Here is a 705-nt window from a genome sequence, read left to right on the forward strand (position 1 = left end):
CCCACAAATAGCGGGGTAAGGTGAAAATTAAATTAGTCACGTAAAATATAAATTACTTAATGGAATGTATATGTTACTATAAAGATAGAGGAGGAACATGAATGGCTGTAAGTAAAATAAAAGTCGCGCGTGTTCAGTTAGATTTAACACAGCAACAATTAGCAGAAAAAGTAGGCGTTACAAGGCAAACGATTAGTTTAATTGAGAAGGGGAAATACAATCCATCTTTAGATTTATGTTTGAAAATTTGTTATGCGGTAGATAAAACATTGAATGATTTGTTTTGGGAGGAAAAGGAGTGATAGGGTGAAAATCGTGAAAGATGAACGTTTAATGATCGAGGGGTTAAAGCATATTAGACTAGCTTTCATCTTACAAAATATTGTCATACTAAGTATCGTGTTTTACCGTTATGTTTTGCAAGGGGCAGGATATGAAAGTGTTTCGGATTTATTAATGGTATTTATGGGCGGGATAATAGTTATTAACTTTTTAAACTTAAAAAATTCGGTGGAAGTGTATGAGCATACAGGGGGAGTATCTCGTAGTTATTTCATGAAGCTATTATTCATTCCAGTAGGTATTGTTATTGGCATTTTAGCTATTTGTATCATTGTAACACCAGATATTTCGATAAAGGAAATTAGTATAACAGGACTTATTATGTTTGCTTGCTTTTTAATTCCTAGTTTGTTTATATACATA

The 705-nt window shown here is 32.2% G+C and carries 2 protein-coding genes; both read left to right on the forward strand.

The genetic code is table 11. The annotated features are described in order from the left end of the window. Positions 1-101: 101 nt before the first annotated feature. Positions 102-302, forward strand: coding sequence for a helix-turn-helix transcriptional regulator (locus V7038_RS23240; protein ID WP_000301182.1), 201 nt, complete (start codon positions 102-104; stop codon positions 300-302). A 4-nt stretch (positions 303-306) separates the two neighbouring features. Next, on the forward strand, positions 307-705 hold a 399-nt coding region (locus tag V7038_RS23245), incomplete at its 3' end, for a hypothetical protein (RefSeq protein ID WP_335695681.1).

The sequence above is a fragment of the Bacillus sp. JJ783 genome, assembly GCF_036963225.1.
In the GTDB taxonomy this organism is placed as follows: Bacteria; Bacillota; Bacilli; order Bacillales; family Bacillaceae_G; genus Bacillus_A; species Bacillus_A cereus_U.